This is a genomic window from Polyangium mundeleinium (genome assembly GCF_028369105.1).
GTDB classification, from domain to species: Bacteria; Myxococcota_A; Polyangia; order Polyangiales; family Polyangiaceae; genus Polyangium; species Polyangium mundeleinium.
The window spans coordinates 12,082,694-12,106,500 of record NZ_JAQNDO010000001.1; the positions used below are offsets into that span (position 1 = coordinate 12,082,694).

The 23,807-nt window shown below is 69.3% G+C and carries 21 protein-coding genes; 10 read left to right on the top strand and 11 right to left on the bottom strand.

From position 1 onward, the window contains the following. Positions 1-39 precede the first annotated feature (39 nt). On the bottom strand, positions 40-3,351 hold the full coding sequence (locus tag POL67_RS47790) for an FtsK/SpoIIIE family DNA translocase (protein WP_271928603.1): 3,312 nt from the start codon (positions 3,349-3,351) through the stop codon (positions 40-42). 218 nt (positions 3,352-3,569) lie between these two features. Here POL67_RS47790 and POL67_RS47795 point away from each other — a divergent pair, with 218 nt between their 5' ends. Next, positions 3,570-5,219, top strand: coding sequence for a HEAT repeat domain-containing protein (locus POL67_RS47795; RefSeq protein WP_271928605.1), 1,650 nt, complete (start codon positions 3,570-3,572; stop codon positions 5,217-5,219). A gap of 375 nt (positions 5,220-5,594) precedes the next feature. Here POL67_RS47795 and POL67_RS47800 read toward each other — a convergent pair whose 3' ends face one another. After that, positions 5,595-5,723 (bottom strand): hypothetical protein, encoded by a 129-nt coding sequence (locus tag POL67_RS47800; protein ID WP_271928607.1) that lies wholly within the window; start codon positions 5,721-5,723, stop codon positions 5,595-5,597. A 409-nt stretch (positions 5,724-6,132) separates the two neighbouring features. On the opposite strand from POL67_RS47800, the gene POL67_RS47805 reads away from it, so the two are divergent. From POL67_RS47805 to POL67_RS47815, 3 genes are read left to right on the top strand one after another with little or no spacing between them, the layout of a single operon-like run. Further along, positions 6,133-7,062 carry an FHA domain-containing protein gene (locus POL67_RS47805; protein ID WP_271928609.1) on the top strand — a complete coding sequence of 310 codons (930 nt, stop codon included), beginning with the start codon at positions 6,133-6,135 and terminating at the stop codon, positions 7,060-7,062. 43 nt (positions 7,063-7,105) lie between these two features. Then, positions 7,106-8,398, top strand: a complete 1,293-nt coding sequence (locus POL67_RS53995; RefSeq protein ID WP_271928612.1) for a L,D-transpeptidase — start codon at positions 7,106-7,108, stop codon at positions 8,396-8,398. Between the two features lie 12 nt (positions 8,399-8,410). Next, complete coding sequence (locus tag POL67_RS47815; protein WP_271928615.1) at positions 8,411-10,138, top strand: ABC1 kinase family protein; 1,728 nt, start codon at positions 8,411-8,413, stop codon at positions 10,136-10,138. Positions 10,139-10,236: 98 nt separating this feature from the next. On the opposite strand, the gene POL67_RS47820 is transcribed toward POL67_RS47815, so the two are convergent. From POL67_RS47820 to POL67_RS47855, 8 genes are all read right to left on the bottom strand, one after another. After that, complete coding sequence (locus POL67_RS47820; protein ID WP_136928778.1) at positions 10,237-10,578, bottom strand: ATP synthase F0 subunit C; 342 nt, start codon at positions 10,576-10,578, stop codon at positions 10,237-10,239. Between the two features lie 210 nt (positions 10,579-10,788). Further along, positions 10,789-11,562, bottom strand: a complete 774-nt coding sequence (gene atpB, locus POL67_RS47825; protein WP_271928620.1) for a F0F1 ATP synthase subunit A — start codon at positions 11,560-11,562, stop codon at positions 10,789-10,791. A 60-nt stretch (positions 11,563-11,622) separates the two neighbouring features. Further along, positions 11,623-12,111, bottom strand: coding sequence for an ATP synthase subunit I (locus tag POL67_RS47830; protein WP_271928622.1), 489 nt, complete (start codon positions 12,109-12,111; stop codon positions 11,623-11,625). Beyond that, a complete protein-coding gene (locus POL67_RS47835; RefSeq protein WP_271928624.1) occupies positions 12,108-12,509 on the bottom strand; it encodes an AtpZ/AtpI family protein in 402 nt (133 codons plus the stop codon). The genes POL67_RS47830 and POL67_RS47835 overlap by 4 nt, the downstream gene beginning before the upstream one ends. Beyond that, the gene (rdgB, locus tag POL67_RS47840) at positions 12,506-13,171 is read right to left on the bottom strand and encodes an RdgB/HAM1 family non-canonical purine NTP pyrophosphatase (protein ID WP_271928627.1); all 666 of its coding nucleotides are present in this window, start codon (positions 13,169-13,171) and stop codon (positions 12,506-12,508) included. The genes POL67_RS47835 and rdgB overlap by 4 nt, the downstream gene beginning before the upstream one ends. Beyond that, positions 13,168-13,932 (bottom strand): ribonuclease PH, encoded by a 765-nt coding sequence (rph, locus tag POL67_RS47845; RefSeq protein WP_271928630.1) that lies wholly within the window; start codon positions 13,930-13,932, stop codon positions 13,168-13,170. The genes rdgB and rph overlap by 4 nt, the downstream gene beginning before the upstream one ends. A gap of 93 nt (positions 13,933-14,025) precedes the next feature. Further along, on the bottom strand, positions 14,026-14,733 hold the full coding sequence (locus POL67_RS47850; RefSeq protein WP_271928633.1) for a hypothetical protein: 708 nt from the start codon (positions 14,731-14,733) through the stop codon (positions 14,026-14,028). Positions 14,734-14,766: 33 nt separating this feature from the next. After that, a complete protein-coding gene (locus POL67_RS47855) occupies positions 14,767-15,342 on the bottom strand; it encodes a ComEA family DNA-binding protein (RefSeq protein ID WP_271928635.1) in 576 nt (191 codons plus the stop codon). A gap of 233 nt (positions 15,343-15,575) precedes the next feature. Here POL67_RS47855 and POL67_RS47860 point away from each other — a divergent pair, with 233 nt between their 5' ends. Beyond that, the gene (locus tag POL67_RS47860) at positions 15,576-16,655 is read left to right on the top strand and encodes a DUF362 domain-containing protein (RefSeq protein WP_271928638.1); all 1,080 of its coding nucleotides are present in this window, start codon (positions 15,576-15,578) and stop codon (positions 16,653-16,655) included. Between the two features lie 67 nt (positions 16,656-16,722). Then, positions 16,723-18,288: a hypothetical protein gene (locus tag POL67_RS47865; protein WP_271928640.1), complete on the top strand. Its 1,566-nt coding sequence runs from the start codon at positions 16,723-16,725 to the stop codon at positions 18,286-18,288. 40 nt (positions 18,289-18,328) lie between these two features. Here the strand turns inward: POL67_RS47865 and POL67_RS47870 are convergent, their stop codons facing one another. Next, positions 18,329-19,525 carry a hypothetical protein gene (locus POL67_RS47870; protein ID WP_271928642.1) on the bottom strand — a complete coding sequence of 399 codons (1,197 nt, stop codon included), beginning with the start codon at positions 19,523-19,525 and terminating at the stop codon, positions 18,329-18,331. An 80-nt stretch (positions 19,526-19,605) separates the two neighbouring features. Here POL67_RS47870 and POL67_RS47875 point away from each other — a divergent pair, with 80 nt between their 5' ends. Genes POL67_RS47875 through POL67_RS47890 form a run of 4 tightly spaced genes read left to right on the top strand, consistent with a single transcriptional unit; the run spans position 19,606 to position 23,807 of the window. Continuing rightward, positions 19,606-20,496: a hypothetical protein gene (locus tag POL67_RS47875; RefSeq protein WP_271928644.1), complete on the top strand. Its 891-nt coding sequence runs from the start codon at positions 19,606-19,608 to the stop codon at positions 20,494-20,496. A 24-nt stretch (positions 20,497-20,520) separates the two neighbouring features. Next, positions 20,521-22,596, top strand: a complete 2,076-nt coding sequence (locus POL67_RS47880; protein ID WP_271928647.1) for a type VI secretion system Vgr family protein — start codon at positions 20,521-20,523, stop codon at positions 22,594-22,596. A gap of 3 nt (positions 22,597-22,599) precedes the next feature. After that, positions 22,600-22,968 carry a PAAR domain-containing protein gene (locus POL67_RS47885; RefSeq protein ID WP_271928649.1) on the top strand — a complete coding sequence of 123 codons (369 nt, stop codon included), beginning with the start codon at positions 22,600-22,602 and terminating at the stop codon, positions 22,966-22,968. Beyond that, positions 22,965-23,807 carry a DUF4123 domain-containing protein gene (locus tag POL67_RS47890; protein ID WP_271928652.1) on the top strand — a complete coding sequence of 281 codons (843 nt, stop codon included), beginning with the start codon at positions 22,965-22,967 and terminating at the stop codon, positions 23,805-23,807. Before POL67_RS47885 ends, POL67_RS47890 begins: the two co-directional genes overlap by 4 nt.

Here is a 23,807-nt window from a genome sequence, read left to right on the forward strand (position 1 = left end):
CGGTGTCTCTAGCACGCGGGGACGGAAAACAAATAGCGATCAGAGCGGCGCGATCAGCACCTCACGGTCCTTCGCTCCGTTCGCGGGACCGACAATCCCGCGCTTTTCCATGGCCTCGACGATTTTTGCGGCACGGTTGTATCCAACGCCGAGCTTGCGCTGGATCCACGACGTCGAGCAGCGCCGCGTCTCGGCCACGATCCTTACGGCAGCGTCGTACATCGGATCGTTCTCGGCATCATTCGTGTCGGCCTCCTGGCCCTCCTCGTCGCGCGGCTTGAGGATCGCCTCGTCGTAGACGGGCTCGCCCTGGAGGCGCAGGAAGTCCGTGATTCGCTGCACCTCTTCCTCGCTCGCGAAGGGGCATTGCACGCGGCGCGTGTCGGTGGCGCCGTTCATCTTCACGAGCATGTCGCCGCGGCCGAGCAGGTGCTCGGCGCCCTGCTCGTCGAGGATCGTGCGGCTGTCGACCTTCTGCGCCACGCGGAAGGCGATGCGCGTCGGGAAGTTCGCCTTGATCATGCCGGTGATCACGTCGACGCTCGGGCGCTGCGTCGCGAGGATGACGTGCATGCCCGCCGCGCGCGCCTTCTGCGCGAGGCGCGCGACGCTGGCCTCCACGTCCTTGCCCTGCTGCATCATGAGGTCGGCGAACTCGTCGACGACGATCACGATGAACGGGATCTTCTCCGGCAAGGCCACGTCGGTTCCGTCCTTCGCGGCGTCGACCTCGACCTCGAGCCCCTCGGCCGAGATCGCGGCGACCTTCTTCGGCGGCCGCGGGGGCTTGGCCTCGCCGCGTTGCACCTTCTCGACCCACGCGTTGTACGTGCCGATGTTCTTCGTGCCCGCATTCGCGAAGAGCTGGTAGCGCCGCTCCATCTCGTCGACGGCCCACTTGAGCGCGTTCGCCGCCTGCTTCATGTCCGTCACGACCGGAAGGAGCATGTGCGGGATACGATCGAAGGGCGCGAGCTCGACGACCTTGGGATCGATCATGAGCATGCGCAGCTCATCGGGCGTCTTGCGGAAGAGCAAGCTCACGAGCATCACGTTGAGCCCGACGCTCTTGCCCGCGCCCGTCGCGCCCGCGACGATCACGTGCGGCATGGACGCGAGGTCAGCGAAATACGGGGCGCCGATGATGTCGCGGCCGAGGACACAAGGCAGCGGCGCCTTCATCTCCTGGAAGCGTTTATCCTCGACGAGCTCGCGCAGCGAGACGGGCATGCGCCGCTCGTTCGGCAGCTCGAAGCCGATGCGGTTCTTGCCCGGGATCGGCGCGATGATGCGGACCTTGCGCGAGAGGCCGAGCGCGAGGTCGTCTGCGAGGCTCGCGACCTTCGAGACCTTCGTGCCCGCTGCCGGCGCGACCTCGAACGTGGTCACGGTCGGGCCCGGGTGGATCTCCTCGACCTTGCCGCTCACGCCGTAGTCGGCGAGCGTCTTTTCGAGGAGCGCGGCGTTGTCGCGGAGTTGCTCCTCGTCAATGGCGAAGCGATCGCCGGGCGAAGGCGGTTCGAGCATGTCCGTCGTGGGCAAGCGGAAGCCCCTGCCCACCGCAGGCACGACCTTCACGACCTCGGGCGCGCTCGGCTTCTCGGGCGCGCGCGGGATCGCCTGAGGTGCAGCAGGCGGTGCGGCCGGCGCGACGGCGATCGGCGGCGTCACGGGTTTGGCGATGGGCTTCGGGGCCTCGACCTTCACGGGCGCGATCGGGCTCTCGTCGATCACCTCGTCCGGTTCGTCCTCGCTCACGGGCGCTTCGTGTTCGAGGTCGCGCTCGAAGTCGCGCTCGTCCTCGTCGTCCGCTTCGTCCTCTTCGTCGTCGACCTCCTCGTTCACGACCGCGGGCTCGGGCGTGGGCGTGGGCGTGGGCGGCGGAGGCGCGGCCGGCGTCTTCGGCGACTCGATCGGACGAGACTTCGTGATCGCCTTGGGCGCTTGTGCCTTCGGCGGCGCGACAGGCGGCGTCGGCGTGGCGGCGGCCTCGAAGAACGAGTCTCCTGCGGCCATGTCGGAGACGGCCACGATCGCCACGGGATCCGCGGGCGGCGCGAAGATCGCGGGGCCCGACGACACCTTGACGCTCGACGTGATCGGCGCTGCCACGGGCGCAGGTGCAGCGGGCGCGGCGGGCGCGATCGGGGCAGGCGCGATCGCAACGCGCGCAGCAGGTGCAGCGGGCGTGAGCGCAGCAGGTGCAGGCGCAGTCGATGCAGCAGGCGTGATCGACCGCGCGGCCTCCATCGGCGCCGCCGACGTGTTCGTCACGATCACCGCAGCCGGCGCCGCATTCTCCTCCTTCGTCTCCGTTTCCCCCGACGCAGCCGCGGGCTTCGCCGACTGCGCGCGCCGCTTGCGTTGTTGCGGCTTCGGCGCATCCGCCTCGACGAGCGCACTCGCGATCGCGCCGCCGTCGTTCCACGCGGCGACCGGCAACGCCGGCTCGGATGCGCCCTTCGCGATCACCACGTTCATCGCATCGGGCGTCGCGTCCTTCTTGATCTCGTCGCCATCGTCGCCGGCCGTCAGCGCTGCGATGATCGCGTCCGCCGCGGGCGTCGCCACGATCTTCGCGTCCGCGGCGCGCTCGGCCTTCTCGTCCTTCGTGCTCGCGCGCTCGATCTCGCGCGCCTTCTGCCACGCCGACGCGAGCGCGCGGAGGCCGAATGCGCCCTTCTCGCCGGCCGTCTCCAGCGATCGCCGCATCCGCTGCACGAGCTCGATGAACGAGAACGTCGCGCGCTGGACCAGGATCAACGAGACGACCGTCAGCCCGATGATGTACGAGCCGATCGCCGAGAACAGCGATCGCATCACCTCGCCGAAGAGCTCGCCCACCGCGCCGCCGAGCGGCATCGCGCCGAACGACGTCGCCAGCGGAAACGCCACGTGCGCGAGCGCCGCCAGGATCACCACGACCACGGTGTCGCCGCCGAAGCGCGACACGCTCGCGCGCGACGGCTTGCCCCCGAGCAGCGGCGCCGACAGCGCCACGAGCTCGATCGGCAGCGCCCACGCGACGACGCCCACCGTGCTCGCCGCGAATCCGGCGAACGCCGCGCCCACGGGCCCGACCCAGTCCGGCCCCACGACCTCCGGGCGCAGCGGATCTCCACGGAACGACGCCAGCGCGAGCGACGTGTAGAGCGCAGAGGCGAGCAGCACGAGCGCCGCTGCCTCCCGCGCATACGTATGGCGCGCCGGCGCGGCCATCGCCGCGGACGCACCCTCGCCCTCGCCCCCCCGGCCTCCGCCGCCACGCGTCTTTTTCGTGGGCGACGAAACAGTTTCACCGGGACCCGGGGCGGTCTGCACACGACGCGGAGCGAAGAGGGGAACGGTCATGGCCTACCTGAACCTACCTTGCCTACATATTCCCACTCTTCCCTCTATGCAAGTCCCTGGTGGCGAAGCTGGTGGGACGCGCCGGGTTCGTGATCGAGGGTACAGAGGATCCCCCTCTTCGGCGCGGCGCGGCGAGGCTGCGCCTTTGTTAAGGACCCGAAATTCTTTGAGCCTGGGACGCCCCGAGCGGTACCATCGCCGCCATTCCCAAGGACAGCATGCGAAGCGTTGATGGAGCAGGGCCGCGCCCCAAGACCGCGAGGGTTCTCGCGACGTGCCTCGTGGCCTTGGGCATGGGGCTCGTGTCGAGCGGTTGCCGCGTCGACGACAACGACATCCACCGCTGGGAGAACACGGCCCACGGCCCGAAAAAGCTCTGCGCCGTGCTGCTGTACGACAAGTACGACACCTCGCTCCGCGTCGAGAGCGCGCTGGCGCTGATCCGCATGAAGCCGCGATCCGGCAGGCGCCTCGCCTTCACGCAGATCGACAGCGAAGATCCGCCGGAGAACGAGGCCTGCAAAGGCAGCCTCGTCGACGTGCTCTCGGGCCTGCGCGCCGAGGTGCAAGCGCCGATCGTGTCGCAGCTCGTCTCCTCGATCATCGTGGAGCTGAAGCGCCCGCCGCCCGTCGCCCAGCCCGGGCAGCCAGCGCCCGCGGACGGATCGTTCCCGTACAAAGACGCGGCCTACGCGATGCTCGTGGCGGACAAGCCGCCGCTCGTCACGGACGAAGGCCTCAAGCAGACGCTGCGCGGCGCGCTCGTCGAGTGGGCGATGGCCGACTTCGAACGTCGCCTCGAAGCACGCGGGCAGGCCTACGGGATGGAGCAGCTCCTGCGCGTGATCGGGGCGGAAGCGGTCGTGGGGCTGCCGAAGCTCATGACGAAGGAGACGCGCAAGCTCGACGCCATGGCCTCGCTCGTGGCGGAGCTCGGCGACGCGAAGACGAAAGAAGCCGCGTCGGCGGCGCTCGTCGAGGTCGCGAAGTGGATCCTCTCGGACGACTGGACGAAGGTGCGCACGCCCGAGCTCAAGGACTCGAACGCGGCGCAGAAGCTCACGCCGACCGAGGAGCAGTTCAAGAAGCAGATCGATTCGCTCCAGGACGACGAGCTGATCAAGGTCTTCGCCTCGATGCGCAAGGTCGGCCAAAGGCCCGTGGTCGATCACCTGCTCGGCTTCGCGGCGCGCAAGGATCAGGCCGAGAAACGAAGGCAAACGGCGCTCGCCGCGCTCGAAGGGCACCTCAAGAAGGACAACGCCGACGACGTCAAGCGGATCCTCGAGATCGCGGGCAGCGACGCGCCCGACGTGGTGCTGGATCAAGCCTTCCGCCGCATCGGCGAGTTGCCCCGCGAGGCCGTCGTCGAGAAGCTCTACGCCCTGTTCAAGACCGACAAATGGAAGGTGCGCCGCGCCGCCGCGACGACCGTGCTCAAAATGTCGACGGTCAAGGACGTGGGCGAGTTCCTCGGGAAGCTCCCCGATGACAAAAATTTCGCCCTCGGCGAGGCGCTCACGTATGGCGCATATATGGGTGAGCTGAAGGAGGGCACGCCCCTCGATGCGCTGAAGAAATACTTCGGCCCTGGATCACCCGCAGCGCGGACGAGCGCGATCGCGTATTATTTCACGTACGGGACGTCGGCGGACGTCTCCGCCCTGTCGTCGCTGGAGTCCGACGAGGGCAGGGCCCCGAAGTGCGACAGCGACCCCGACTGCAAATGGGTCTGCGATGTCCCGAAAGAGGGCAGCCAGGAGCGCGAGCAGAAAGAGATCAAGACGATCGGCGAGTTCGTCCGCCACTGCGTCGTGCCGGCCATGAAGGAGCGCAAACCCGACGCTGCCAAGGAGCAAAAGAAATGAGCGGCCGAGCACGCCCCGGCGAGCGATCGCCGAGCGTGCCGCCCAGGTCTCGGAGGATCGGGATCGCCGGATCCTCAGCACGGCTCGGAACCATCGACGACGATTAGGGAAAAATGAGCGCGGATCCGAACAAGAAGAGCGCAAGGACATTCCAGTGCCGCGACGTCCTCTGGGAGACGTTCGAACAGATGGCACGCGAGCTGGAGTGCTCGATCGACTACCTCATCAACGAGTCGATGAAGCAGTACGCGCGGCAGCGCAGCTACAGCCCGCGTACACCGTTCCCCGGCGCGGTCCGCAACGAGTCGGCCCCCGGGAGCGGCAGCCCGATTCGACGCCGGGAATCCCCGCGCCGCCGCCGTCGCCGCCGCCGGGCTACCCGCCGGCCCCCGCCGCAGCCGCAGCCGCCATGCCCGCGGCGTACAGCTCGGCCCCGATGTCTCCCATGCCGCCCGCGCCGCCGCCCATGGTCGGCGCCCCGTCGGCGCAGCAGCCGCCGCCCATGCTCGGCGCGCCGCCTCCGCCGCCCTCGCCCTACGGGGGTGCGCCCCCGAGCCTCACGGGGACCGCAGGTCCGGGCGCGCCGCCCGCGCCTCCGCCCATGATGGGAGGCCCCGGCGCACCGCCCGCGCCGCCGCCCATGATGGGAGGACCGGGCCTCGGTGCGCCTCCGCCCATGATGGGAGGACCGGGCCTCGGTGCGCCTCCGCCTCCACCGCCTTCGCCCTACGGCGCGCCGCCTCCGCCGCCCTCGCCCTACGGCGGTGCGCCCCCGAGCCTCACGGGGACCGCAGGTCCGGGCGCGCCCCCCGGGCCTCCGCCCATGATGGGAGGAGCTCCGATGGGTGGTCCCCCGATGGGGGGTCCTCCGATGGGGGGTCCTCCGATGGGTCCCCCGATGGGGGGTCCCCCGATGGGGGGTCCCCCCGGCCTCGGCGCGCCGCCGCCTCCGCCGCCTGGCCCCGCGACTGCGACGCCGCCTCCGCCTCCGCCGGGGACGACGCGTCCGCCGTCTGCCTCCATGACCGGCGCGCCGCCGCCGCCCCCGAAGCCGGCGAACCGGCCGCCTAGCGTCCCCGCGCCGCCGCCGGGACCGGGCATGCAGTCGCGCCCGAACGTGCCGCCGCCGCCGCCCACGGGCGCCGCGCGTCCCGGGGGTCCGCCCCCGCCCCCGCCGCCGAACCGGCAGACGATGGGCCCGGGTGCTCCGCCTCCGCTCACGCGTTCGGTGCCGCCCCCGGCCGCCACGCCGGTGCCCCCGATGGCGACTGGCGCTCCTCCGGCCCCGCCGTCGCTGGGCGCGCCGCCCCCGCCTCCGCCCGGCCCGATGATGGGTGCGCCGCCGCCCCCGCCGCCGGGCCCGATGATGGGCGCGCCGCCGCCCCCGCCGCCGGGCCCGATGATGGGTGCTCCGCCGCCCCCGCCGCCGGGACCTCCGTCGGCGATCGGCTTCGGGGCTCCGCCGCCGCCTCCGCCGCCGCAGTACGGCAACATGGCGCCGCCCGGCCCGCCGCCGGCTCCGCCCGCGCCTGCGCCTTCCGCGGCCGGCGGCATCCCGGGCGCGATCCCGCTCTTCGCCTACTACGGCGGCGAGCGGAGCGTCGTGAACAAGGACCGCTTCATCATCGGCCGCGGCAAGCAGTCGAGCGACCTGACGATCAAGGACCCGAACGTCTCGCGCCAGCACGCGATGGTCGAGTACCTGAACGGCCAGTACTACATGGTCGACATGGGCTCGACGAACGGCGTCGAGTTCAACGGCCAGCGCATCACGCGCAAGGCGATCGGTGAGGGCGACTCGTACCGGATCTGCGACCACGAGGTCCGGTTCTCCTACCGCTGACGCGCTGATGGGGGTGGTCATGGGTGGCTCGCGTGGACAAACCGTGCGAGCCACCCGTCACGCCCCGCCCCTCCTCTCCTTCACGCTCGCCGCGCTCCTCGTCACGGGACACGCCCGCGCCTCGAACGAGCTTCCCTGGGTCGCGCCCGAGACCGAGCCGCTGCCCCAGGGCATCGTCAGCGCGCGCATCCTCAAGGCCGATCAGCCGATCCTCGCCTCTCCGTGGGAAGGCGCGCCGCGCCGCGGCTCGGCCGCGCTCGACGTGCACCTTCCGATCTTCGCCGTGCGCCGCGGCCCGGGCTGCAAGGGCCGGTTCCTCTCGATCGGCCCGATCGCTTGGGTCTGCGAGGACGCCGTCGAGCTCGCGGAGACGCCCTTCGTGGACGCCGCCTACCGGTCGATCCGCGAGACCGCGGATGGTTTGCCCTTCCGGTACTACTTCGTCGGCCCCGACGGATCGTTTGCGTACAAAAAGCTTCACGCCGTCGACATCGGCGCGCCCGACATGCAACTCGAACCGGGGTTCGCGGTAGCGATCGTGGAAGAGCGCGTGGTCGAGGGCGCCCGCTACGGCCGCAGCCACAACGAGCTCTGGATCCCGATGCGCGACCTCGGCCCCGCGCGGCCGCTCGCCTTCCGCGGCGAAGAGATCAAGCCCGACGCGCCCGCGGACGCCTTGCCCTTCGCGTGGATCCTCGTCGACAAGGCGAAGGTGTTCTCGACGCCGGGCGCCCTCGGCAAGGTGGAGTCGAGCCGCGCGCGCTTCGAGCGTGTGCCCTTCTTCGAGGAGAAAAACGTCGGCGGCGCGCGCTTCTCGCGCATCGGTGAGAACGCGTGGGTCCGCTCGTCGGAGCTCCGCCATGCGACGATCGCGCCGCCGCCGCCCGAGGTCGACGTCGCTGCGGGCGAGAAGTGGATCGACGTCGAGCTCGAAAGCCAGACGCTCGTCGCCTACGAGGGCAAACGCCCGGTGTTCGCAACGCTCGTCTCGACGGGCAAGGGCCGCGAAGGATCGGCCACGGCCACGCCGCGCGGCACGTCGCGGATCTGGGCGAAGCTCTTCACGTCGAACATGGACAACCTCGAAGACGAAGGCGCGACGCGGTACTACCGGATGGAAGACGTGCCGTGGGTGCAGTTCTTCTCCAAGGGCGTAGGCCTGCACGGCGCGTTCTGGCATCGCTCGTTCGGCCACGTGCGCAGCCACGGCTGCGTGAACCTCGCGCCGCTCGACGCGCAGCGGCTCTTCTTCTGGACCACGCCGCGTGTGCCCGCCGGATGGACGGCCGCCTTGCCGAGCACACACGACGTGGGCACCGTCGTGCGTGTACGCTAGAGAGCGCACCGCATGGTCTCGATCGTCAACGCTGTTCGTGATCTCGGCCGCCTGCGCCAGATCTACGTCGTGCTCGTTCGTCACGGCTTCGGCGAGCTCGCGCAGCGGCTCGGGCTCGGCGGTCGTGGACGCGCGCAAACCTTGCCCGAACTCCCCGCAGGCAGCGACGCGAGCGACGCGCTGGTCGAGGCGGTCGAGGCGCCCGAGGCCGACGCGAAGCGCGGCGAGGAAGAACGACGGCGCATCTCGCTGCCCGAGCGCGTGCGGCTCGTGTGCATGGATCTCGGCCCCTCGTTCGTGAAGCTCGGCCAGATCGCCTCCACGCGCCCCGACGTCCTGCCGAACGACTGGATCCTCGAACTGAAGAAGCTCCAGGACGAGGTGAACCCGCTCCCGTGGAGCGACATCAAGGGCGCGGTCGAGGCCTCGCTCGGCGCGCCGATCGAGGACGTCTACGAGGGCTTCGAGGAAAAACCTCTCGCCGCGGCCTCGATCGGCCAGGTGCACCGCGCCGTGCTCAAGCACGCGGATGGCCCGCAAGAGGTCGTCGTGAAGGTGCAGCGACCCGGCGTGCGCACGACCGTCGCGCGTGACCTCGAACTCTTGCATGCGCTCGCGAAGCTCATCGAGCGCACGATCCCCGAATCGTCCTTGTACCAACCCTCGGCGCTCGTCGATCAGTTCGACCGTGCGATCACGAGCGAGCTCGACTTCGCGCTCGAGGCCGAACACGCCGAGAAGTTCGCGCGGAACTTCGCGGGCCACCCGCACGCGCGTTTCCCGCGTGTCTACCGCGAGGCCTCCTCGAAGACCGTGCTCACGCTGGAGCTCCTCCCCGGCGGAAAGGTCTACGACGAGATCCGCCACCATGGGCACAAGGGCCCGGCGATCGCGCAGGCCGCGGTCGGCATCGTCGTGAAGATGATCTTCGAGGACGGGTTTTTCCACGCGGACCCGCACCCTGGAAACATCTTGATCTCCGGCGATCCTGACAGCCCCACGATCGGGCTCATCGATCTCGGCATGGTCGGCCGTTTGTCGCCGGAGATGCGCGACAAGACGCTCGACCTGATGATCGCGGCGGTTCGTCAGGACCACCTCGGCGTCGCGGACGCGCTCTACGCGATTGGCACGCCGACGAAGAAGATCGACATGCGCGCCTACCGCGCCGAGGTGAGCCTCTTGGCCGAGAAGTACGTCGGCAGGCCGCTCAAGGAGATCGACGTGGCCGCGATGATCAGCGACCTCATGCGCGGCGCGGCCAAATACGGCATCGAGATCCCGCCCGACTTCCTGCTCGTCGGCAAGGCGATCATGACGATCGAAGGCGTTGGCAAGGAGATCGATCCGGACCTCGACGTCTTTGGCGTCGCTCGTCCGTTTTTCCTCGATCTCCTGCGCAAACGTTACTCGCCCGAGCGCATCGGCATGGAGCTCTGGCGCGGCGTCGAGCGCCTTTCCGGCGCTGCCTACGACATGCCGCAGCAGCTCCGCGAGATCTTCGACGACCTGCGCCTCGGGCGGCTGACCTTACGCACCACCGATCCGACCCTCCCGCGGACGGTCGATCGCCTTGGACGTCGCCTCTTCGCGGGCCTCGTCGTGGCGACCTTCGTCTTCGCGGGGACGTGGCTGCTTCAAACGGATCGGAAGGACCCGCTCGGCATCACGCTCCTCGTCTTCGGCGTGCTCGTGATGTTCGGGCACGTCGTCCTCGACGTGCTCCGCCACCTCCGTTAGCCGCCAACTGCATCAGGCCGCCACATGCGCAGCAGGGCGCCGAGCTTCCTCGACGCCCTGCTTCGCGGCCCGGTGAAGTCCGCGCGCGGCCTGTCTGATCAGAGCTGCGGGATCTTGCCCTGGAGCAAGAACGCGATGATCAGCGCGAAGAGCACGAGCGACTCGATGAGCGCCAGGCCGAGAATCATCGGCGTCTGGATACGCGCTGCGGCGCCCGGGTTGCGCGAGATGCCCTCGAGGGCGGCCGCAGCGGCGCGGCCCTGACCGAGCGTACCGCCGAGGGCGGCGATGCCGATCGCGAGGCCGGCGGCCAGCGCGATCATGCCGCTCGTGTCGAACTTGTTCGAAGCAGCAGCATCCTGCGCGAACGCCATGCTGGGAACGAGGGCCAGCGCGGTGGCGACCAGCGTGGACAGGGTGAGCTTGCTCTTGAGAGACATCCGATTCTGCTCCTTTCAGGCCACGCGCCCCCATGGGGGGCTGCATGCATCAATCGAGACGACCCGCGGGGTTCGGGGGGACCGACTCTTCGGTCTCACGTCCTCGAGGGCTCGGGGGCTTCGCTTCGGGCGGCCCCGCTCTAATCCGAATCTGACGGTTTGGCTAGGGACTTTTTGAGGATTCCACCGCGATCTTCCGGTGGGGGCGCCTCAGTGGTGGTCTGCGTGGTGGTGCTCCGTGGCGAGGCCGATGTAGATGCTGCTGAGCAGGCAGAACACCAGCGTCTGCACGACGATCACGATGAGCCCGAGCATCATCACGGGCAGCGGCAGGAAGATCGCCACGAGACCGAAGAAGACCGAGGCGATGAGGTGGTCGACCGCGATGTTGACCATCAGACGCACGCTGAGCGTGATCGGACGGACGCACGTCGAGATGACCTCGATCGGGAAGATGAGCGGCGCGAGGTACCACTTCGGCCCCGCGAGGTGCGCGATGTAGCTCCAGCCGTTCTCCTTGATGCCCCAGATGTTGAAGGAGAGGAAGACGAGCAGCGCGCAGCCGAGCGTGACGTTCAGGCTGGACGTGGGCGGCGAGAAGCCGGGGATCAGGCCCGAGACGTTCGAGAAGAAGATGAAGCCCGCGGCGCCGCCGATCAGCGGGAAGTACCGCTTGGCGTTCTCCGGCCCCATCACGTCCTTGGCCATGTCGTAGAAGTAGCCAAAGAACGCCTCGAAGAACGTGCGCAGGCTGAGGCGATCGTCCGGGACCACCGACTCGTCGAGCCGCCGGAACTTCGAGCGCACCGACATCGCCATCGCGATGAACACGATGACGATGAGCAGGCTCGCGAAGATCGGCTCGACCGAGTGGTAGCTCATCGGCTCGTGACCGATGAAGCTGTAGCCGAGGTTCTTCGCGTTCTCGCGGAGACCAGGGAGGTGGGCCAGGAGGAAGGTCAGAAAACCAGTATGCTCGGGCATGACCGTCGTCGCTCCATCACCGGAGCGCTCCAATCTCGAACTCGTACTCGCTGCTCGATCTCAGGGCTCGTTCGAGGGGTCCCCCTCGTCGGCGGGCCTCGCCTTTAGCACATCTTTGCGCGGCGCGTCCCCGAAAGATCTGCGCTTTGGATCACCCTCCGGGAAGTCGTCCGGGGGCTTCGGGCCAAACAGCGTCCCCACCGTGATCCCGATGGGCAGCGCCCCATACCCCACGATGAGGGAGAGGCCCGACGCAATCCCGCTGCGCAGAATGAGCCAAACCCCGCCCAGCAAAAGCGCGAGCTTCAACGTGGCGATGACCGCCCAGGGCGCGGTGTTTCCCCGCCGGGACAAAAACGCCTCGCCCACCTGCGCGAACACCCACAGGTTCACGGGCGCCAGCGCCCCGCCGATGGCCACGCCGATCCCGAACCGCGGCCCGCCGAGCGCAAACGAGCCGATCGTCAAGACGACCGCCGACCCGATCACCCCGGCGAGCGCCCCGCGCATCGGCGCGTCGAGCTTGGAAGGCTTTTCCGCGTCGCTCATCCGCCTCGCCTCCCGTCGGATTCGCCGTCGCTCGCGCCTTCGTCGTCCTTCGCGACGTTCGTGTCTTCGTCGCTCGCGCTCGTGATCGGCGCCTCGTCCTTGCGCTCGTCGGGCGCGTCGTAGCGCGGAAGCGGATTGCCCTGCTCGCGCTCCTCGCGCTCGGCCTGGGCCTTCATCTCGCGGAGCGCGCGCTGAAACGCCCTCACGGCCGCGCCGATGCCGAAGCAGAAGCCGAGGACCGCGAGGTACGGCTCGGTGCCGAACTTGCCGTCGAGCCAGCGGCCGCCGAAGTAGCCGAACGCGATCGACAGGACGACCTCGAGCCCGATGGTCCCGAGGCTGCCGACGCCGCGCCACTCCTCCACCTTCGGCGGGCGCTTGCGCTCCTTGCCGTTCACCGCTCGCCTACCACGCGCGTCGTCGTCGCGCGCCGATTCTCGATCAACGCCTCCAGCACGGGCCGCATCGCGCGCGCTGCTTCGGCGCGGTGGCTGATGCGGTTCTTCTCGTCGTCGCCGAGCTCCGCCATCGTGCGACCGTCGCCTTTGACGATGAAGAGCGGATCGTATCCGAAGCCGCCCGCGCCGCGCGCCTGCTGCGCGATCGTCCCCTCGCAGCGGCCCTCGCAGATGACCTCGGGCTGCACCTCGTTCCACGGATCGAGCAGCACCATCGTGCAGCGGAAGCGCGCCGTGCGGTGCTCGTCGTCGATCTCTTCGAGCGCCGCGAGCAGCGCCGCGTTGTTCTCCGAGTCGGTCGCGCCTTCCTTGGCGAAGCGCGCCGAGCGCACGCCGGGACGACCCGCGAGCGCGTCGACCTCGAGCCCCGCGTCCTCCGCGAGCGTCACCATCATCGCGGCCTCGGACGCCGTGCGCGCCTTGATCAGGGCGTTGTCCACGAACGTCGCGCCGTCCTCGATGATCGGCGGCAGATCGGGCAGCACCTGCGAGAGCGGCAGGAGCTTGATGGGCAGGTCGGCGAAGATCGCCAGAAGCTCCGCGAGCTTTCCGCGGTTCGTCGTGGCAACGAGGATCGAGAGCGGCAGGTTCGGCTCGCTCATGCGAACCTCCCCGCCTGGAACAGCGAAGCGAGCTCGACGCCTGCGGCCGTGAGCGCGCTTCGTTGCATCGTCACGAGCTCTGCGACGCCCGCGAGCCCGACATCGATCATGCCGTCGAGCGCGCGCCGTTCGAGCGCCTCGCCCTCGGCCGTCGCTTGCACTTCGACGATCGCGCCGCGCGCCGTGGCCACGACGTTCAGATCCACGCGCGCCTGGCTGTCCTCTTCGTAGACGAGATCGAGCATTGCCTCACCGCCGACGTGACCCACGCTGATCGCGGCCACCTGATCACGCAGCACCGGCGCGACCACGCTCGACGCGCGCAGCTTCGCGAGCGCGAGCGCCATGGCCACGAAGCCTCCGGTCACCGACGCCGTCCGCGTCCCGCCGTCCGCCTCCAGCACGTCGCAGTCGATCACGATCGTGCGCTCGCCGATCGCTTCGAGGTCGATCGCGCTGCGCAGCGCGCGCCCGATGAGCCGCTGGATCTCCTGCGTCCGCCCGCTCGGCGACTTGCCGCGCCCTTCACGCGCTTCCCGCCGCGCGCGGCTCGCCCGCGGATGCATCTGGTACTCGGCCGTCAACCAGCCTTTGCCTTTGCCCGCCATCCATGCGGGCACGACGGCGTCGATCGACGCGGTGCAAAGCACGACCGTCCCGCCGGCGCGGTAGAGCACGGAGCCCTCCGCGTTGCGGTGGAAGTGCGGGACGATCTCGACGGAGCGAGGTTCGGCGGGGCTACGGCCATCGGGGCGGGACACGCCGCGTCCTTAGCACAGGCGCAACGCCGCGTAGGGCTTCCTCACGCCCGGCCCGCGCCCTCCTCGTCCGGCCTGCGCGCCCGGTGCCTGGTTTTACCAGCTCACGGGGTAGGCCGTGGCGTAGAGCCCGTCGCCCGGTTTGCCGCGCGTCGCGGCGCGCTGGACCAGGTAAAGCTCCTGCTTGGGTCCCTGGCAGACGAACGTGCCTCCCTCGGACGCGACGTACACCTGACCCCCGACGGTCTTCATGGTGAACCCCTCGGGCCACGACGCGCGCTTCTTCAAATAGTCGAGCGCCATGTTGCTCCGCGGCGGCACGTCCGACCGTTCGAGGGTGCGGATCAGCCGGTCCGCCTGGGAAAACGCCGAGCCCTCCTGCTTGGCGATGTCGCTGATGCCGACCTTCGCCGGGAGCTGCCCCGGGCCGACCTCGTTCGAAGGCACGCGGCGCGACCGGACGATGGTGAACTCGTCGCTCGTCTTGCCGCCCTCGACGCGGTAGCCCCGGCCGATCCATCGACCGTCGCCGGAAGGCACGACCGGGTTCCACGGCTTGCACGACCCGAACGCGTTGACCACCGCGCACGGACCGCTCTTCGCGTCGGCCGCGCACGTGAGCGCCTTCTTCAGCGCGGCGATGTCGAGATCGTCGGGCGCGGCGACGGCCTCGGGGGGCGGCGGCGCGGCGGACGGCGGCGCGGGTGTCCCGGTTCGTGCGGGCGCTGCCGCGTCCCCGGCTGGCTCCTGGGAACACGCGGCGACGGCGATCGAGACGAGGACGGCGAAGGGGCGCGTTCGCATGGGCGCGCAGTCTGGCACGCCCTTTCTCGACCGCTACGGCGGGTCGATCAGGAGCTTGGGCCGGAGCCGCGCGAGCGACTTTCGCCCGAGGCCCTTCACCCGGAGGAGATCCTCCGGCCGCTTGAACCGCCCGAGCTTCGCCCGCAGCGCGAGGATCGCCTTCGCCTTCGTGGCCCCGATGCCCGGCAGCTTCCGCAGATCCTCCTCCGTCGCGAGGTTCAGGATCACTCTCCCATCGGCTGTCACCGCGGCGATCGGCGCGCCCGCCTCCACGCCCGCATCCGCTGCCGCTGCCGCTGCCGCATCCGCTCCCGCTCCCGCGCCCGCATCCGCATCCGCTCCCGCGCCCGCATCCGCGACCCCCACCGACACCGGCGCCGCCGCGCTCGCGCTCGTCGCCGGCGGACCGAGGTAAGCCCCGACGCGACGGGGCATCAAATCCGCCGCCGCGCCCGAGCCCACGAACGCGAGCGCCAGAAACCCGAGCGCCCCGAGCGCGACCTTCCCTGCGAGCGGCGTCCATGCCGACCCGCGCAGCCGCGCCCCGATCGACCCGAAAAACGCCTGCCCCCGCGCCCCGACCTGCTTGTCGTCTGCTGAACGTTCCACCGAGAGCCTCCTCGGCGGGCTCCTTGGCGATCTTCGTGCCGACGGACGGAACGCGGGAAAGCGCGGCCCTTTGGCGTGCAAAGGATCCGCGTGGGGGTGGCGCCGCCATGGCGGCCGGGTGGCGACGCCATCGGGGGTTCGGGGGCATAGCTCGGCTGGTCCGAGCGTAGCCCCCGCGTGCAAGAGCGACCTCGGCCTCGACCTGCGCTACGATGGCGCGGGAGCAGGTGACCATGTCCGACCGGCGTTTTTCCCCGTACCCCGAGGCCTTCTCGCGTCGCACCTTCCTCGGCGCTGCGCTGACCGGCGCGGCGCTGCTCGGCGCTGATCACGCGCTCGCGGCGGGCTCCGGCCTCGTCGCCCAACCGCCCGCGGGCTTCGTGCCCCTCTCGATCCCCGGGAAGGTCGCCAAGGTCGCGAAGTCGAACGTGATGCAGCCGAACGGCCTCTGGCCCACCGAGGGCGCGGCCAAGGTCATGCTCGAGCGCGTCATGGCCGAGCTCACGGGCAAGAGTGATCTCGGCGAAGCCTTCGCCAAGTTCGTCCACAAGGACGACAAGGTCGCCATCAAGCCGAACGGCATCGCGGGCCAGAAGGGCGCGACGATGGCCACGAACCGCGAGCTCATCCTCGAGGTCGTCCGCGGCGTCATGGCGGCCGGCGTTCCTGCCAGCCAGATCATGATCTTCGAGCAGTACCCGAAGTTCCTGGAGGGCACGCGCATCTGGGATCGCCACAAGGGCCCCGACCCGGCGCTGCCCGCGGGCATCGCGACGGCCGTGCACGAGAACGAAGACGCGACGATGCCCGAGCGGAGCGTGATGGGCATCCCGACGAAGTTCGTCCGACCCTTCACCGAGGCGACGGCCGTGATCAACCTCGGCTTGATCAAGGATCACTCGATCTGCGGCTTCACGGGTTGCCTCAAGAACATCACGCACGGCGCGACGATCAACCCGCACGCCTTCCACCAGCACAACGCGAGCCCGCAGATCGCCGAGCTCTACGCGCAGGACGTCGTGAGGAGCCGCGTGCGTTTGCACATCATCGACGGCTTCAAGCTCATCTACGACGAGGGCCCGCTCGACAAAAACAAGAAGCGCCGCGTCTTGCACGAGGCCGTCTACGCGACGACGGACCCCGTCGCGATGGACACGCTCGGCTGGGGCATCCTCGAGCAGTGGCGCAAGGAGAGCGGCCTGCCGACGCTCAAGGACGCCGGCCGCGAACCCACGTACATCCGCATCGCGAGCGAGCTCGGGCTCGGCGTGTACGACAAGAACCGCATCTCCTTGCGCGAGGTCACGCTCTGAGGGGAAAGCGGGGTTTCTTCACCCGGACCCGGTTGACGCGCGTTCGAAACTCAACTCTACCGCCGCCATGAGCGGCACGACGACCTCGCGTACATCCCTCCTCGGCTCGACCGTGGTCCTTCTCGGGATCCTCGGATCGACGAGCGGCTGTGCCGGTTTCAACGGCGTGCTCCGACCAGGGGGCGGCGGCGAGACGACGGGGGCCGGCACGTACGAGGGCGAGGCGTGTCGTCGCGTCTATTACGATCTCGACGACCACGACCCGGAGAGCGATTACAACCACAACGAGAAGAAGTTCCCGATTGGGGAGGACACGTCCCCCGAGGCGCAGCTCCTCCTCGCGACGTGCGCGCGGCACATGAAGAAGGGGCGGCTCGGGCACGAGACCCGCCAATGGAACCGGATCAAGCCGCTCGACCCCGAGAAGGTGTACCTCTCCCTCGACGATCGCGACCTCGATATCGTCTCGGCCGCGCTCAGCGCGGTGATCATCGGGAACGACGAGGTCGCCGCGCGCTTCCAGCACGAGCGGCATTACAAGGACGCGCGGTATCAGGGCCTCGTGCTTTTTTATGCGTCGCTGATCCGTCGTGAAGACCTCTCGGCCGCGCTCGCGCGCATCGCCGTGCCCGCGGAGGTCAAGACGACGTTCCTCGCGCAGTTCGACGGCGCCGCGCAGAGGGCCCGCGCGGCGGGGCTCGCGCCCGAGGAGATGACGGTGTACGTGAAGATCCCCCTCGACGTGCATGCGTCGCGGAGCAAGCACTACGAGGCGTACACCGAGCTCTACGCCGAGCTCGACGAGCTCCTCGCGAAGTCCGAGAAGGCCCGCGGCAATGCGGAGGCGGCCGCGGCGCTCGCGCCTTCGTTCGTGGATCTCCGGAGCCGCTTCGTGGCGAAATGCGGAACGCTCGATTGCAGGGGCCGGCCGCTCTGGGCCCACACGACGCGCGAACTGGCGCTCCTCGCGGTGGCGGAGGGCAAGAGGCTCGACGCGCACGTGGAGTCGCACATGCACGAAAGGGAAGGCAGCTACGTCGGCGGCTTCATCCAAGCCATCACGGCGGCGCAATACGCCGAGCTCAGCCGGATGCGCGAGGCCTCCGCCAAGTACCAGAAGGCCAAGGAGAACGGCATCGACGAGCAGACGGCGCGGACCCTCGCGGGGGGCACGACCGGATTTCGCTTCAAAGACCGTGCGTTCTTCCATGTCGATTTGCGCCTGCCGACGTACGCGAAGGCGCTCGACGGCAGCGGCCTCGGATCCCCGCGCGCCAGCGCGTTCCCCGTGGGGAGCGTGCAGCCCGCCGCCGGGGGCAAGGGCGTGAAGATCACGTTCGAGAAGGACCGCCACCCATCGCAGGAGGCGTACAACTGCCGCACCACGAACCGGATCTCCCGCATTCACAGGGACGGCAGGCTCGACTACGAGGAGGTCTGCAACTGGCGACCGGTGACCGTCGAGTCGGAGCGGCACAAGCCGGTCACGGTCCCGGCGGCGGAGGCGAAAAACCTCCAGCGCGGCGATGTCGTCTCGTTCCTCGCGCTCGGCGAGGAGGCCCGGATCGTCGAGGTCAAGCGGGGCGACGTGGTGGTGCAGCTCCGCGGGGACGCCGTGCGGGAGCCGAACTGACCGCGGCGAAGTCGCGCTCGATTCGCCTCGCTCCGAGCGCTCACGGCGCCGGCGCGAGGACGAGGGCCTTGAGCCGCCCCGTCTTGCACGCCGCGTTCGACTCGCATTCGATCCAGTAGAGCGCCTCGTCGTCGACCGTAAAATGGAACGGCCCGGTCGGCCGCACGACGATCTCGGCCACCTGGCTTCCCCAGTTCTTGCCGCCCACGGGCAGCCGCGCGATCGCCTTGCCGCCGTCGTACGTCGACGCGCCGAAATAGACCCAGTCCCCGCTCACCTCGATCGGCGGCAAGACCGCGAGCGTGAAGTCCGTCGCCGCATTCGAGAAGATGAGCTCGCCGCTGGTCGGCACGAACGACTCCACCGCCCCACCGGCCTTCGGTACGCGGTTCAGGAGCGCGTTGTTCTGCGCGAAGAAAAACACGTATTCCTCGGAGACGTCGAGGCTCGACGGGTAATTGAGGCCCGTCGCGAGCGCCTTCTCCTCGACGCCCACGCCGACCGACGGATCGATCGAGTACACCGCGCCGGTCAGAGGCTTCTCGCCATCGTCGCACGAGTTCGGCACGTCGTCCCCCAGCGCGAAGCGCGTGAAATAGAGCCGGCCGTCGCTCTCGCTGGAGCGGATATCGTAGAGCAGCGCGGCCGCCGCTCCCTGCTTGTAGTCCGGGTCGATCCAGAGCGCCTCGTATTTCGTCGAGCCCTTCTTCACCCGCCCCACGAGCCCGTCCGTGAGCATGTAATAGAGAGAATCGCCTCCGAGGGTGATCCCGGCGAGCTTTTCGAACTCGGGTTGCTCGCCGAGCACGGGGATCACGTCGGGATTGCAGTCCCTCGGGTCGCACCAGGAGAGATTCGACCCGAGGCACGTGGTCTCATTGCCGCGCTGGGTCCAGGCGATGAAATCGTGCGAGACCACGGCCCATTCGACCCGCAGGCCCCCGACGTCCAGGAGGGGCGCCGAGCAGCCCGGCTTCGGCAAGCGTCGCACCGAGCCGGGCGTCTCGTATTGCCGGAGGACGATCGACTCGGCGTCCGAGGTCAGCGCCCCCATGACGACGTTCGGCTCGATCACGAACGGCTCGCACGCCTCGCCGCTGCCCCCGCAGGGGATCACGGCGCACGCAAGGTTTGGCGGGGGCTTCGGGGCATACTCGTCGTACCCCTCGCCGACGCAGCTCGACACGAGCACGGCCGTGAACCCCATCGAAGAAACACGAAGGAACGAACGTCTCATGCGCGAATCTTACAACGCTCACGAACGCGCTTGCCAGGACCGAGGAGATCCGGTTTGCTTCTCTCCCGGAGCGAGCGCCCATGTCCAGCGCCACCGGCACACAGAAGTTTCTCGCGCACGGAGCCATCGAATTCGCCAGGACGCGGCCCATCGTGGCGAACGCCCTGCTCGCGCTGAACGACGACAACGCCGAGCGCCTGGCGGACGAAGAGCGCCACAAGATCCGGCGGAGCCGACGCCTGCACGCGGCGAAGCTCGTCAAGACGCACAACCCCACCGTCGACCGGAACCTCGCCTACGAGCTCGTCCTCGAACGTTACGAACCCGGGACGCCGCGCGCCGCGGACACCTTCCTCACCTGGTATTTGCCGTGGAACCCCGGCGGCGGCCAGGTCACGATGCACATCCCCGCGGGCGAGGTCCACGACGACGCGGGCGCGAACGTCAATCCGCCCGTCTTTTTCACCGCCGAGCTCACGGGCTGCTCGGTCTTCATTCGCGGCGACCAGCGGCGCCCGGAGATCTTTCATTCGGGCGCGCACGCGGCGAGCTGGCAGGGCAGCGCCGGCACGCACTGGCGCGCGCTCTTCGCCAGGAGCCGCCCCCGGACCTTCGCGCACGAGAGATACGTCGAGGTCAACAAGCGCCATTACATGGGCGGCGAGCTCCTCGGACAGCCGTGCGTGCCGCCACTCGTGACGGAATACATCCAGCAGGTCACGGACGAGGAGGCGCGGGCGGGCAGGACCTTCGAGCTCGTCGATTGCACCGGCTTCGGCTGCGTGTTCGGCCTGCGCGACGAGGCCGGGCGCTGGTCGTTCTACCTCCAGGAGAACGCCCGCGTCTTTTATCGCCGCGGCCCCGGCGGCCCGATCTTCCAGTGCGCGAACCGCACCTTGCGCGTCTCGCGGATCTACCCCGATCGCGCGGTGATCTCCCGCAACGACGAACCCAAGCCGCTCCCCCCTTGAGCGGGCAATCGAAGGGGGACCCGTATGCCAATCCTCGAACTCACGTTATCAGGCGGAGCGAAGCTCTCCGTGCACAACTTCTCCGTGCAGGAAGCCCTCTCCGAGCTCTTCCACGTCTCCGTCGTGGCGCGGGCGCAGCGGCCGGACCTCGACCTCGAGGCGATCGTCGGCAAACCCGCCTCCCTCCACATCGTGGCCGGATGGACCTATGTGAAGGACCAGGGCACGCGCACCTGGAAAGGCGTCTGCGGCTACATCGAGCAATGCCAGGCCCAGACCGAAGAGACCGGGCTCTCGACCTATTACCTGACCATCGTCCCCGACCTCTGGCTGCTCACGCAACGCACGAACCACCGCATCTTCCAGCACCTCTCCATCCCCGACATCGCCGACGTGCTCCTCGGCGAATGGGGCGTCGAGCCCACCTGGCAGATCGATCGTGGGCTCTACCCGAAGCTCGAATTCAAGGTGCAATACGGCGAGAGCGATTTCACGTTCCTCTCTCGCCTGCTCGAAGAGGCCGGCATCACGTTCTGGTTTTCGGACCGGGGCGGCGCGGGCTCCGTGCTCACGTTCGGCGACAAGCTGCACGCGGCGGCGCCGCGCCCGCCCATTCCTTTCGTCGACAACCCGAACCAGGCCGCGCAGCGCGAGTTCCTCTCGCTCGTGCGCCTCGGCCACGAGGTCCGGCCGGGCGCGCACGTGATGCGCGACCACGATTTCCGCAAGCCCTCCTTCGAGCTCCTCGGCAAGGCCACCCCTGCCGCGACGGGCCCCGAGGGCAAATACGAACAATACACCTACGGCCCGGGCGCGTTCCTCGTGGAGGGCACGATGGGCGGCGGCGGCACGCCGGTGGCGGACGATCAGGGCATCGCCCGGCACGACCCCAAATACGGGACCGACCTCGCGACGCGCCGCCTGCAATCGCTGCGCGCCGACAGACGTCGGATCACGTTCGGCACGAACACCCTCGACCTCTTCCCCGGCGCGGTCTTCACGATCGAGGACCACTTGCACCCCTCGCTCGCGCCGAGCCAGCGGCTGCTCGTCTCGTCGTTCTCCGTGGAAGGCACGCCGGGCGACGCATGGACCATGAGCGGCGCCGCGGTCTTCTCCGACCCCGCCGCGCCGTATCGTCCGCCGGTCAAGACGCCGCGCCCGCGGGTCTTCGGCGTGCAGAGCGCGACCGTGGTGGGCCCGCCGGGCAAGGAGATCCATACCGACGAATTCGGCCGCGTCCGCGTGCAGTTCCCCTGGGATCGCGAGGGCCAAAACGACGACCGCTCCTCGTGCTGGATGCGCGTCAGCCAGGGCTGGGCCGGCACGGCGTACGGGATGATCACGATTCCGCGCGTCGGCCAGGAGGTGCTCGTCACGTTCCTCGACGGCGACCCGGATCGGCCGATCGTGACGGGCCGCGTCTACAATGCGATCGAGCAGGTGCCGTACAAGCTGCCGGACGACATGACCGTGAGCACGTGGAAGAGCCAATCCTCCCCGGCCACGGGCGGCTACAACGAGATCAAATTCGACGACAAGGCCGGATCGGAGCGCGTCTACGTGCAGGCCGAGCGGGATTTGCACAAGCTCGTCAAGAACGACGAGGTGCTCCGCACGCAGCACAACAAGATGGAGACGGTGGACGGCACGTCCGACCTCGTGGTGAAGGGCGCGCGCAAGCAGCTCATCGAATCGGAGGACCATTTGCACGTGTTGCTCGACCAGCGCAGCCAGGTCGACGGCGGCGTCTCGCTCACCGTGAAGATGGGCAAGCAGGAGAAGGTGGGGGCCGATTACGCGCTCGACGCCGGGCAGGAGATCCACCTCAAGGCGGGGATGACGCTCGTGCTCGAAGCCGGGCTGCGGCTGACCATCAAGGGACCGGCCGGCTTCATCGATTTCCACCCGATGGGCATCGATATCGTGGGGCTCCTCGTCAACATCAACAGCGGCGGTTTTCCGGCCTTCGGCAAGGGCGCCTCCCCCGACGCCCCCGAGGACGCGATGGAGGCCGAGCCGCGCGACAGGCCGCCCGGCGCGCCGGCGGGGAATTCGAGCACGGGCACCGGCGGCACGTCCGGCCAAGGTGGGAGCTAGGCCATGCCCCTCGCTGCGCGCATCGACGACGTGCTGACGTGCGAGGTCCACGGCGCGGGCATCATCACGGAAGGGTGCCCGACGGTGATCATCGGCTTCCAGCCGGCCGCGCGGGTCGAGGACGAGATCCTTTGCCAGGAGGTGCCGAGCGAGATCGCCAAGGGTTGCGAGACGGTGTTCATCGGCGGAATGCCGGCCGCGCGCGTCGACGATCTGGCCGTGGACGGCGCGGTGATCAGCACCGGGTTTGCCACGGTGAACATCGGCACGACGCCGCAGATCCAGGTGCTGCTCCTGGCCGCGGCGCTGGGTTTGCCCTTCTGCGAGGAATGCGAGCCGAGCGCGCTCGCCGGGCCGAGCGGGGAGCCATGAAGGCCGTTCTTTCCATCGTCACGGGGCGATCCGCGGGGCAGCAGGTGCGGCTCCCTTTGGGCCGGCCCTTTTGCGTGGGGCGCGGCGGGCAGGCGGATCTGATCCTGGCGCACGACGAGAAAATGGCCCTCGCGCATTTCGAGCTCGCATGGGACGGCGCCACGTGCCGCCTGCGCGACCGGAGCCGGCAAGGGACGGAGCTCGACGGCAAGCACGTGGACGAGGCCGAGCTGAGGAACGGCGCGTGGATCGGCGCGGGCGGGACGCGGTTTCTGTTCCGCATCCGCAGCGAGGATCTCCGCTCGGAGCTACCGCCGGCGCCGCCCGGGACGCCACCTTCGCCGGAGATGCTTTCGGCGCGCCGGGAGGCGCTCGTGGTGCTGTCGCGGGAGAAGCATCTCTTCGCGATTCTGGATGCGGCCCGGGATCGGCGCGTCCGCGCCTTGCTCGCCGCATGCGACGAGGAATTCCGCTCGCTCTACGAAGGCCCGAAAGGCGAGGCCCTCGCCGAGGTGGCGCCGTACCTCGTGCACCTCCAGCCGGGTTCGCCGCTGCTTTCGGTCCTCGTGGAGGACGCGTGGGGCGAGAGCTGGGGCGTGTATCTGACGAGCGAGCGGCCCTTCAAGGAGGTCCGCCAAAGGCTACGTCGGTCGCTCATGGTGCGCGACGAGGAGACGGGGAAGCGGCTTTATTTCAGGTTCTATGATCCGCGCGTCCTCCGCCTCTTCTGGCCGGCGTGCACGCCGCGGCAGCGGAGCGAGATCCTGGGGACGGAGATCAAATCGTTCCTCGTCGAGGGCGCCACGGGCGAGCTCTTGCGGCTCGGGCAGGAGGGATAG

Bases quoted from the DNA above. Each gene is read 5' to 3' on its own strand.
- POL67_RS47790 (WP_271928603.1), bottom strand. From the start codon at position 3,351: ATGACCGTTCCCCTCTTCGCTCCGCGTCGTGTGCAGACCGCCCCGGGT.
- POL67_RS47795 (WP_271928605.1), top strand. From the start codon at position 3,570: ATGCGAAGCGTTGATGGAGCAGGGCCGCGCCCCAAGACCGCGAGGGTT.
- POL67_RS47800 (WP_271928607.1), bottom strand. From the start codon at position 5,723: ATGGGCGGCGGCTGCTGCGCCGACGGGGCGCCGACCATGGGCGGCGGC.
- POL67_RS47805 (WP_271928609.1), top strand. From the start codon at position 6,133: ATGGGGGGTCCCCCCGGCCTCGGCGCGCCGCCGCCTCCGCCGCCTGGC.
- POL67_RS47815 (WP_271928615.1), top strand. From the start codon at position 8,411: ATGGTCTCGATCGTCAACGCTGTTCGTGATCTCGGCCGCCTGCGCCAG.
- POL67_RS47820 (WP_136928778.1), bottom strand. From the start codon at position 10,578: ATGTCTCTCAAGAGCAAGCTCACCCTGTCCACGCTGGTCGCCACCGCG.
- atpB (WP_271928620.1), bottom strand. From the start codon at position 11,562: ATGCCCGAGCATACTGGTTTTCTGACCTTCCTCCTGGCCCACCTCCCT.
- POL67_RS47830 (WP_271928622.1), bottom strand. From the start codon at position 12,111: ATGAGCGACGCGGAAAAGCCTTCCAAGCTCGACGCGCCGATGCGCGGG.
- rdgB (WP_271928627.1), bottom strand. From the start codon at position 13,171: ATGAGCGAGCCGAACCTGCCGCTCTCGATCCTCGTTGCCACGACGAAC.
- POL67_RS47850 (WP_271928633.1), bottom strand. From the start codon at position 14,733: ATGCGAACGCGCCCCTTCGCCGTCCTCGTCTCGATCGCCGTCGCCGCG.
- POL67_RS47860 (WP_271928638.1), top strand. From the start codon at position 15,576: ATGTCCGACCGGCGTTTTTCCCCGTACCCCGAGGCCTTCTCGCGTCGC.
- POL67_RS47865 (WP_271928640.1), top strand. From the start codon at position 16,723: ATGAGCGGCACGACGACCTCGCGTACATCCCTCCTCGGCTCGACCGTG.
- POL67_RS47870 (WP_271928642.1), bottom strand. From the start codon at position 19,525: ATGAGACGTTCGTTCCTTCGTGTTTCTTCGATGGGGTTCACGGCCGTG.
- POL67_RS47875 (WP_271928644.1), top strand. From the start codon at position 19,606: ATGTCCAGCGCCACCGGCACACAGAAGTTTCTCGCGCACGGAGCCATC.
- POL67_RS47880 (WP_271928647.1), top strand. From the start codon at position 20,521: ATGCCAATCCTCGAACTCACGTTATCAGGCGGAGCGAAGCTCTCCGTG.
- POL67_RS47885 (WP_271928649.1), top strand. From the start codon at position 22,600: ATGCCCCTCGCTGCGCGCATCGACGACGTGCTGACGTGCGAGGTCCAC.
- POL67_RS47890 (WP_271928652.1), top strand. From the start codon at position 22,965: ATGAAGGCCGTTCTTTCCATCGTCACGGGGCGATCCGCGGGGCAGCAG.